Consider the following 893-nt stretch of genomic DNA (forward strand, 5'->3'; position numbering starts at 1 on the left):
GAGTATTTGCCGCTTTCTTTCACGCAGCGCCGTTTGTGGATTGTTTCCCAAGTGGAAAATGAAAGTGCCGGTTACAACTTGCCAAATGCATTTAAGGTGGAAGGTGAGTTGTCGTTAGATGCTCTGCGTCAGGCGTTTGATTTCGTCATTCAACGTCACGCTACTTTGCGTACCGTATTCAAAGAAGAAAGTGGTAAGAACAACGGGCAACCATACCAAGTGATTATGGAAAATGTGAAGTTCACTATTCCATTAGTTGATTTAACCTCTCTTGATGAAAGCGCGCAGCAAGCGCAGGTGAAGACGCTTGCTGACGAGGATGCGTTAAAACCGTTCGATTTATCGCAAGATTTAATGTTGCGTTTAAGCGTGTTAAAGCTTGCAGATGATAAGCATGTGATGTTGATGAACCGTCATCACATTGCTTCTGATGGTTGGTCGCTTAATGTGATGGTGCAGGAGTTATTACACTGTTATGACGCGATTATTGCTGGAAAGCCGGTCGACCTCGCGCCATTACCGGTGGAGTTTGCGGACTACGCGTTATGGCAGCAAGAATGGATGCAAGGCGATGTTCTTGAACAACATTTAGCCTTCTGGCGTGAAGAATTAAAAGGCTTGCAACAAATTCATAACTTGCCGCTGGATCGCCCGCGTCCTGCTCAGCGCAGTTACAAAGGTGATGTACACACACGAGCGTTGAGCATCAACACCACCAATGCCTTAGATGCCTTTAACAAAGCCAACGGCACAAGTTTGTTTATGTCGTTACAAGCCTTGTTAGCAACCTTGGTACATCGCTACAGCGGTGATGACGATGTGGCGATTGGCTTCTCTATTTCTAATCGCGTACACAAAGAAATTGAAGGTTTGATCGGCTTCTTTGCGAACAC

Annotated in this window: 1 protein-coding gene; it reads left to right on the forward strand. The window is 45.7% G+C overall.

The features are described from left to right. Nucleotides 1-893: condensation domain-containing protein (locus HJG39_RS19270; protein ID WP_268412046.1), on the forward strand; the 893-nt coding region annotated here is incomplete at both ends.

The organism is Alteromonas sp. a30, from assembly GCF_026788005.1.
GTDB lineage: Bacteria > Pseudomonadota > Gammaproteobacteria > Enterobacterales > Alteromonadaceae > Paraneptunicella.